The sequence below is a fragment of the Ercella succinigenes genome (genome assembly GCF_900002895.1).
This window is the reverse complement of the sequence record NZ_CDHP01000010.1, coordinates 60,535-69,480: the sequence shown is the minus strand read 5'-3', so window position 1 is coordinate 69,480 and position 8,946 is coordinate 60,535. Positions and strand designations below refer to the sequence as shown.

The following is an 8,946-nucleotide window of genomic DNA, read 5'->3' as shown; positions in this document are numbered from 1 at the left end:
GGAGAAGATGAGCTGTTGAATCTGGGTTATTTTGTAAAAACATTTGGAGAATCGGCATTGTTAATCGCCCATAAAGACGATGTAAACAGAGTAAAAGAAAAGCTGGCAGCAACATCCGATAAATACGGAATAACGCTCATGGAGAGTAATTTTGGCGGTGAATGCTCAAGAAAAGAGATCAGCCGGTTACAAGAGGAGGCAAAGCAAAAAAAATGCAGCTGTATAATAGGACTTGGCGGTGGTAAAGCAATAGATACAGCAAAATGTGTAGCAGGCGGAGAAAACCTCATAATAGTTCCTACAATTGCAGCAACAGATGCTCCTACAAGTCATTCAGCAGTAATATACACAGAAGAGGGCGCATTTGAGGATTATGCATATTTCAAACAAAGTCCAAGTGTAGTTTTGATAGATTCAAAAATAATAGCAAATGCACCGGTCAGATTCCTTGTTTCGGGAATGGGAGATGCACTTTCAACATATTTTGAAGCCAGAGCAACAAAACGCTCATATTCTAATGTAAATGCAGGTCTTCCATGTGGTTTCAGAGAAGGTTTTTGTGAACCGGCCAAAGGAACAAATACTGCTTTTGCCCTTGCAGAATTATGTTACAAAACACTACTTGAAGATGGATATAAAGCAAAAATAGCATGTGAAAATAATAGAGTTACACCAGCTTTGGAAAATATCATAGAAGCAAACATTTTACTTTCAGGACTGGGTTTTGAAAGTGGCGGACTGGCGGGAGCACATGCCATACACGATGGTTTGACAATACTTGAAGAGGCACATCATTATTTCCATGGTGAAAAAGTAGCATTTGGTGCATTGTCTCAACTTTTCCTGGAAAATGCACCGCAGACAGAAATAGATGAAGTTCTGGACTTTTGCTTGGATGTTGGCTTGCCTGTGTGTTTTTCGGATATAGGTGTAGAAACAATCAGCTCGGAAAAATTGATTGAAGTAGCGCAGAAGGCATGTATACCAGAAGAATCAGTTCATGCAATGCCTTTCCCTGTTTCTGTTGAAGATGTTGCGGCAGCAATAATGACTGCAGATAAGTATGGGTCAATGTATAAGGCCAAGAGGATTGGGAAATGAAAAAAATAATCAATAAACCAGAGGGATTAGTTACAGAAATGTGCCAGGGAATAGTTATGGCACATGCAGATTTAACTCTTAATGAAAAGTATAAAATAATTACCAGAAGGAAAAAAAACAGTAAAAAAGTCAGCCTTATAAGTGGCGGAGGCAGTGGTCATGAGCCGGCACATGCAGGATTTGTAGGACAAGGGATGCTGGACGCTGCTGTTTGTGGTGATGTGTTTGCATCTCCTTCTCAAATACAGGTCTATCAGGCAATAAAAGAAACAGCATCAGAAAAAGGTACTTTGCTGATTATAAAAAACTACAGTGGCGATATTATGAATTTCAAGAATGCAGCATATCTTGCACAGGAAGATGGTATCAAGGTAGATTTTGTAAAAGTGGAAGATGATATAGCTGTAGAAGATAGTTTGTATACTGTTGGCAGAAGAGGCGTTGCAGGAACTGTTTTTGTCCATAAGATAGCAGGAGCAGCAGCAGAACAAAACATGGATCTTGAGTCTGTGAAAAAAATTGCTCAGAAGGCAGCAGACAATGTAAGAAGTATAGGCTTTGCATTAACATCATGTACTGTACCTGCCAAAGGTACCCCTACTTTCAATTTAGAAGAAGATGAGCTTGAATATGGTGTGGGAATTCATGGAGAGCCCGGAGTAAAACGCGAAAAAATAGCAAGTGCAGAAAAGCTTGCACAACGCATGATAGAAGCACTGGTCAAAGACTTGTCAATTTCAGAAAGTGATTGTGGGACAGAAGAGGTAGCACTGCTTGTAAATGGTTTTGGCGGTAGTCCTTTGCAGGAGCTGTATGTGCTGAATAATTATGCCTTAAGAGCATTGGCAGCAAAAAATATTAAAGTACACAGGTGTCTTGTAGGCAATTATATGACAAGTATAGATATGGCTGGAGCCTCCATAACTTTGCTGAAACTGGACAATGAATTAAAAGGTTATTTAAACCAGGAATGCAATACATCGGCACTTAAATTTGATGGGCAAGAGGAAATACCTGAGGCACATAATATTTTGAGCAGTGAGGAAGAAGTTAATACATATGCCGATGAGGCAGAAGTTTATGCAAAATATGCAAAAATAGAATCAGACACAATAAATACAAACAATATGATCTATATCGTTGGTAAAATGAGTGAATCTGTAATAGCAAATGAAAAACCTTTTTGCGATTTGGATTCTCATGCAGGTGATGGCGATTTTGGAATGAGCATAGCAAAAGGCTTTAGAAAACTGCAACAAGAGTGGGGATCGCTGCTAAAGAATCATTCCGAAAATATAGGTTCATTTCTTGATGCCTGCTCTCTTATTATTATGGAATATTGTGGAGGCGCATCTGGCCCTATATGGGGATCTGCATTCAGAGCGGCTGCCAAAAACATTGGTGATAAGAAAGAAATAACAGTATCGGAATTTGCCGATATGATGCAGTCTGCAGTAAAGGCAATACAGGCAACGGGTGCAAGATCTTTTGGCCGAGGAGCAGTGGTAGGCGATAAAACTTTGATTGATGCGCTCGTACCGGCTGCTGATTCCTGGACTGAAAGTGCCCAAAAAGGTTTGAACTTCTATGAATCATTTAGTCTGGGGGCTCAGGCTGCTGTGAAAGGTGCAAAAGCGACAGAAAAAATAGCCGCCAAGATGGGACGTGCCGGCACTGTCGGTGACCGAAGTATTGGTTATCCTGATGCAGGGGCACACGGCTTAGGAGTCATTTTCTCTTTTATAGCTGATTCGGTTGAACAAGCATAGTGTTTTTTCCAAAAACTGTATACTTAGTTACACAACTTTATTATTGAATAAAAAGGCTTTTTTCTATTTGATGTTTCTATATTCATTTGCGCTTATGCCTACATGTTTTTTAAATAAACGCGAAAAATGACCTGTATCACTATAACCAACTTGTTCACTAATTTCTGCAATTGTAAGATGATCCTTGGTTTTATCGCGGAGCAAGTTTTTGGCATTTTCAATTCTGGAGGCATTAAGAAGATCATAATATTTTTTGCCGGTATGCTTATTTAATAATTTTGAAAGATGCCATTGAGAAACATAGCAGTGAGCTGCTATCTCTTGCAGAGAAAGCCTTGTCTGATGATGATCCTCAATATAGTTTAATGCCCTCCTTACGATATAGCTGTTGGCACTGCTGGAGTTTTCTTCTCCTGTTTCTTTGGAGTTAAGTGATTTGAGTTTTGCTACCATGCTGAGCATTGCTTCATTTATCTCGTCCATTCTTGAGGGCTTCAATAAAAGTCTATGAACTCCTATGCGAACAGCCTCCTGAGCATAAGCAAAATCCCGATAACCTGTAAGTACTGTCACTAAAAGATCCGGAAATTCGCTGTTAAGTCCGGCCAACATACTTAAACCATCCTGGTCGGGCATTTTTATATCTGTGAATACAATATGAGGATTATTGTCGATTATTGCTTGTCTTCCGGAAGTCGCGTCATGGGCAGTGGCTACAACTTCGCTATCAAAGCTGCTCCAGTCGACCAGTTTTTTCAATCCCTCTACTATAATCGCTTCATCGTCTATTAAAACTACTCGGTACATTTTATACTCCTAGGTGGTTTTGGACGGTAGTTGTTTTAACCTTTAACCGCACCAATTGTCATTCCTTTTATAATGTTCTTCTGAAGAATAATATAAACAATAAGTACTGGAACTACAACAAGAACAACAGACGAGGCCATAAGTCCGTAATTGACTCCAGCTTGAGAGCTGATTTCATTCAAGAGCAAAGTAATTGTTTTTTCTTTTGGATATCTCAAAAAAAATGTTTGTGTAAATAGATCATTATATGACCATAGAAATGTAAATATAGCAACAGTGGCAAAAGATGGTCTGGCAACTGGCAGAATAATTTTGCCGAAAATTTGAAAAATATTTGCTCCATCTATAAATGCGGATTCTTCAAGATCTAAAGGCACACTGCGGATAAAACCCATTAAAACGATAATTGCAAATGAAATGTTTCCTGCGACTTGAGGAAGTATTACAGAAATAAGAGAGAGAAAGCGATTGCCGGTACTTGCCAGCCCCCAGCCTACCTGCAGGCGAAAAACAGGAATTATAGTGGAAAAGACAGGAAACATCATACTTGCCAGGATAAGTAAATGTAATAATCTGCGGCCGAAAAAACGATATCTTACCATGCCATAAGCTGCAAGGCCTGATAAAAAAATGACCAGTAATGTGACTGAAGCAGATATTATAATACTGTTGGCATAAGCATTTTTAAAATCTGCACGTTGAAAAGCTAAAAGATAATTATCAAGAGTAAAGCCGGTTTGAGCTGACCAGGGAATAGAAAATGAGTCAGAACGAATCAGTCCTTTTTCACGAAAGGAATTTATTATTACCCAAAAAAAGGGATATATTGTTGTTAAGCCCCAGATGCTGAGAATAAAATAAATAAGAGTTTTCGAAGGGCTGAATTTTTTTGTAGATTTATTACCAGAATGTTTTTGGCCTAGGATTTCATCTATATATTGCTGCTCAGTCATAATTATCTCCTCTGTTTTATGGAAAAATTCATTCGAAAAGTAAAGATTTAAAAATCTTTTTCTCTAAATAAGTGATTGGCGATTTGAGACAGAAAAATACCAAGAAAGACAATGACTACTGCGATTGCTGAACCATAGTCAACATCAGAACGAATGAATGTCTGACTGTACATATATGTGCCTGTAAGCCAAGATCTGTCCATAGGTATACCTTGTCCCATCATTACCCAGGGTAGATCAAATACTTTCAAAGCGCCTGTTATTGCTAAAATAAGACAAGTGTAAAGAACATTTTTCATTAAGGGTAAGGAAATATACCAAGTAGTTTTCCATCCATCGGCACCGTCCAGCGAGGCTGCTTCATAAATTTCTGACGATATATTGCCTAGACCTGTAACCATTATCACAAAATAAAAGCCGACATATTGCCATATCACTGGCAGAAGCATTGTAAAAAGAAAATATTTTTCGTCCTTCCAGTCAATGAATTCTTTTATTATATTTGTTTTTATTAAAAGTTGATTTAACATTCCTCCATTATAGAGAAAAATCAGATTAAACATTAAGCCAAGAGCTGTGCCACTAATAACTATGGGGAAGAAGTAAATTGTACGAAAAAATTCTGCACCTTTTCTAATCCTGTCTACAAGGAGTGCTAATAAAAGAGCAATACCTACCTGAAAAATAATAGTTGTTAATATCAGATATCCTGTATTCTTCAATGCTGTGTGCATATTGGGGTCATAAAGCATTTTTGAATAATTACTGTACCATGGATCATTAAAATCTCCAGCTGCAGTCCCTAAGCCAGATATTTCTACAAAACTATTGAGTATGTTTTTTAAGAATGGATAGTGGAGGTAGATTATCATAAAAGCAAAAGCAGGTAAGAGAAAAACAATTAATGGATATTTTTTTTTGTAAATAACAGAATTCATAGTTTATACCACCTTGGGAAAATGAAGGCCGGACTCAAAACATGTTGCGTCCGACCTCTGCCTTTTACGTTGTCTTATTTATAAATATCTGTTTTTATTGCAAGGCAAGTGCAGAATCAATAGCTTCTTCTGGAGAGATTTTTTGTGTCACAATATTTTTTATGTTTGAAAATAAATCTCCTCTTGCTTCTGCTGTCATTCCATCTTGAACTGCTCCAACAAGACTTGTAGCGTCAGCTGCCATTTCTATTGCACTTAATTGCAGCACATCCAAGTCTTCGCTAGGTATTACTCCATCTTTTAAGGCTGTTACTGAAGTAGTGGCAAAAACTGATACAATTTCATCTGAGGTCATATGTTCAACAAATTTTATGGCTGCCTCACGTTTGTCCGGATCTTCCCAGGCTTTTCTTGTGATGTAATATCCCATTGATATTCCACCAACAAGATCAGTTGCTTTTCTCTCGCCTTTACCAGGAACATATGCGAGAGCAAAATCATCCAGATGGTCAGCACAGTTTTCCTGGAAATAACCTATTTTCCAACTGCCGTCTATCAGGAAAGCGGCATCGCCATCGGCAAACATCTGTACGGTCTCAGCATCAGATGCGGTAAGTGTATTTGAAGGCAGATAGCCTGATTCGTATAAATTTTTGATATCGGTTAGTCCTTCAGCCCATTTTTGGCCGGCTGCGTCAGTGGATGATTCCGGAAGATCAAGGTGATTATCCTGATTTCCTCTGTTATATAAAGCAAATTCAAACCAGTAGTGTGGAACTTCCTGTAAAGATACGGCTATTGGCGTAAAACCAGCATCTTTTATTTTTTCACAATCTGTAATAAAGTCATCCCAACCATAATCTGATCCTGGAACCTCAACGCCTGCTTCTGAAAGGACTTTCTTGTTTACAAATAAGCTTTCCCAGAATCCATTAACAGGTACAGTATAAACTTTGCCGTCTAATGGAGAAGGAACCAGCAATTCTTCTTTCATATTGGATGCATATTCGGGATACACTTCACGAATCTCATCTATAGATACTACTTTATTAGCTTCAATGATAGGATTTGCATCAACGCCATTGAAGTAAAAAAGAACGTCTGGTTCTGTTCCTGCTTCAAAATCCGTCATTATTTTTGATTTCCACTCTTCATCAGAAGTAGCTGACGCATCTAAAACTGTGTTGCCTGTTTGGGCTTCGTAGCTCCTGATAGCATCTTCGTAATTAGTTCTGTTTCCGTCATCTCCTCCGTAAGATGTTACTACAGTAATTTCTACAGGATCGGAAGAGTTTTGCGTACCGTTGTTTTCATCAGTTGTTTCAACAGAATCATTTGTAGCTTTAGTAGTTGTTTCGGTTTTATTGGCATCATCTGAACCAGCACAACCTGCTAATAATGAAGTTAACATAAGCACTATGAGTGCAAGAGCTAGTAGTCTTTTCATTTTAATCCTCCATTGATTTTTTCTTCGAAGAAAAATAATTAGGTTAAACTTATTAACCATCTAAATATATTATAAGACTCTTATTTTTGTGCAATAAGTAAAGAGGTTGTTATTAATTGTTTCTTGTTGTGCACTAACTAAAGATAGTATATTAAAAACAAATGTTTAGAAAACTCTGGGAATTATGTGTTGGATTGTGGTATTTTCAACCTTGCCATAATTCTATTTGGTCTGATTTCCTCGACTGAAAATTCACTGGAAGAACCATAAATTATTTTTAGTCTTTGACTTACATTTTTTATACCTACATTCGAAGCATCGCTATTACCGGAAATTAAATCAGTTAGTTTTTGTTTATCTTCAGCAGTTAAAATACCATCGTTTTCAACTTCCAGAATGATATAAGAAGGCTCTGAATAAGCTTTGATTATTATCTCGCCTTTTGGTATATGCGATATACCGTGCTCAACGGCATTTTCTATTATTGGCTGTAGTATCAGGCTAGGCACTGAATATGATAACAAAGTATTATCTACTTCTTTGCTAACAGTTAATCTTTCCCCAAAACGTTTTTTTATTATATGCAGATATGCGTCTACATAGTCTAGTTCTTCTCTCAGATCTACCATTGCATTATCACTTCTTGCTGTTGCAGCGCCAAGCATAATTGCAAGAGCATCGATCATTTCTGAAACCTTCTTGTTGTTTGCAAGCTTGGCTTCCCAATTTATTATTTCCAGCGTGTTATTAAGAAAATGAGGATTTATCTGCGAACGAAGAGCCCTTATTCTTGCTTCTTGTAAGGCTAGCTGTTCTTCGTATATTTTATTGAATTGATGTTCGAGTTGAATAGACATACTGTTAAATTGCTTGGTTAAACAGAAAAATTCTTTGTTTCCAGGCATTTGCTTAACCTGATAACCACGATTTCCTTTTTCTATTTTTGTTGTTGCCGCAACAAGCCTGTCGGTAGGCAATGTGACATGTTTATAAAAAATAAATAAAGAAAAAAGTAAAAGTGGAAAAGCGAAGATTGCAAATAATAGCATTATATTTCTATTGTCTGAAAATTGACTGATCAAATCAGTTGCATCAGAAGCCATATCTAGTTCAATTCTAAAATCATATTCAGACTTTGTAAGCCTTTGCAGGTATTTACCACTCATAGGATCTTTTGTCATTATATTTGAATATTCCTGTTCCGACTGATTTTCAGTGCCGAATAAACGCATTTCCATGTCGTTTATTCTTATGATTGCTTCGGAAAGCCAAATTATATTACTTACACTTTCAAAAAGATAATGTGGATCACATTCCATTATTATTACGGCATAGGGATCAAGACTTTTGCTGATTATATTACGCATATCAATAATATTGCGCATCATAAACAGCTTATCATTAATTTGGAAAAAGCGAATTTTGGTATCCAGCAGGGGGAAATTTTGCAAAACATCTTCATGAACATTATCAAGATAATAGCGCAATGACAGTGCTGAAGAATAGTTTGTGTGATGATTGGCAAAATAAACTTTATCTGTTTCTTCGGTAAAAAATACATATGTAGTAAGAAAATTATCGTCATATGAATATTTTTGTGACAAATAACTGCTGATGTCATCATAAAGTTTAATCTCATCATTATCAGAAGCATATTGCAACCAGCTTGTTCTTATTACGCCATCATAGTTGGGTGCTCGAGAAGAATCCATAGCCCGGTGGAGGTTTTCATAAATTTGTTCGAATGCCAGGTTTGCACTATTTTCAATTGTATCCTCGATTCTTCCTTGCACGTTTCTTGATACAGAAATACTGGAGTAAAGCAAAATTACTGAAAAAGGAACCACCCAGCAAAGCAAAACTATACCAACAAGAAGCAGCTGCAATGAAAAAACAGGTTTTGTACGCTTGTTGTTTTGCTCCATAAGGTT

At 37.2% G+C, this 8,946-nt stretch carries 7 protein-coding genes; 2 read left to right on the top strand and 5 right to left on the bottom strand.

Annotation, left to right across the window (positions count from 1 at the left end):
- Together AC0KSB_RS03300 and dhaK are read left to right on the top strand one after the other, a co-directional pair.
- Positions 1–1,101: glycerol dehydrogenase (locus AC0KSB_RS03300; protein ID WP_472306698.1), on the top strand; the 1,101-nt coding region annotated here is incomplete at its 5' end.
- Positions 1,098–2,870, top strand: coding sequence for a dihydroxyacetone kinase subunit DhaK (gene dhaK / locus AC0KSB_RS03295; protein ID WP_472306696.1), 1,773 nt, complete (start codon positions 1,098–1,100; stop codon positions 2,868–2,870). The genes AC0KSB_RS03300 and dhaK, both read left to right, overlap by 4 nt.
- Positions 2,871–2,933: 63 nt before the next feature.
- Here dhaK and AC0KSB_RS03290 read toward each other — a convergent pair whose 3' ends face one another.
- The 5 genes from AC0KSB_RS03290 to AC0KSB_RS03270 form a co-directional block, all read right to left on the bottom strand.
- The gene (locus AC0KSB_RS03290) at positions 2,934–3,677 is read right to left on the bottom strand and encodes a response regulator transcription factor (RefSeq protein WP_472306694.1); all 744 of its coding nucleotides are present in this window, start codon (positions 3,675–3,677) and stop codon (positions 2,934–2,936) included.
- 35 nt (positions 3,678–3,712) lie between these two features.
- The gene (locus tag AC0KSB_RS03285; protein WP_472306692.1) at positions 3,713–4,630 is read right to left on the bottom strand and encodes a carbohydrate ABC transporter permease; all 918 of its coding nucleotides are present in this window, start codon (positions 4,628–4,630) and stop codon (positions 3,713–3,715) included.
- A gap of 47 nt (positions 4,631–4,677) precedes the next feature.
- On the bottom strand, positions 4,678–5,568 hold the full coding sequence (locus AC0KSB_RS03280) for a carbohydrate ABC transporter permease (RefSeq protein WP_472306690.1): 891 nt from the start codon (positions 5,566–5,568) through the stop codon (positions 4,678–4,680).
- Between the two features lie 94 nt (positions 5,569–5,662).
- Complete coding sequence (locus tag AC0KSB_RS03275) at positions 5,663–7,015, bottom strand: ABC transporter substrate-binding protein (protein WP_472306688.1); 1,353 nt, start codon at positions 7,013–7,015, stop codon at positions 5,663–5,665.
- Positions 7,016–7,197: 182 nt separating this feature from the next.
- On the bottom strand, positions 7,198–8,940 hold the full coding sequence (locus AC0KSB_RS03270; RefSeq protein WP_472306686.1) for a sensor histidine kinase: 1,743 nt from the start codon (positions 8,938–8,940) through the stop codon (positions 7,198–7,200).
- Positions 8,941–8,946 lie beyond the last annotated feature (6 nt).

Excerpts from the sequence above, each read along its gene's own strand:
- dhaK (WP_472306696.1), top strand. The coding sequence starts at position 1,098 with ATGAAAAAAATAATCAATAAACCAGAGGGATTAGTTACAGAAATGTGC.
- AC0KSB_RS03290 (WP_472306694.1), bottom strand. The coding sequence starts at position 3,677 with ATGTACCGAGTAGTTTTAATAGACGATGAAGCGATTATAGTAGAGGGA.
- AC0KSB_RS03285 (WP_472306692.1), bottom strand. The coding sequence starts at position 4,630 with ATGACTGAGCAGCAATATATAGATGAAATCCTAGGCCAAAAACATTCT.
- AC0KSB_RS03280 (WP_472306690.1), bottom strand. The coding sequence starts at position 5,568 with ATGAATTCTGTTATTTACAAAAAAAAATATCCATTAATTGTTTTTCTC.
- AC0KSB_RS03275 (WP_472306688.1), bottom strand. The coding sequence starts at position 7,015 with ATGAAAAGACTACTAGCTCTTGCACTCATAGTGCTTATGTTAACTTCA.
- AC0KSB_RS03270 (WP_472306686.1), bottom strand. The coding sequence starts at position 8,940 with ATGGAGCAAAACAACAAGCGTACAAAACCTGTTTTTTCATTGCAGCTG.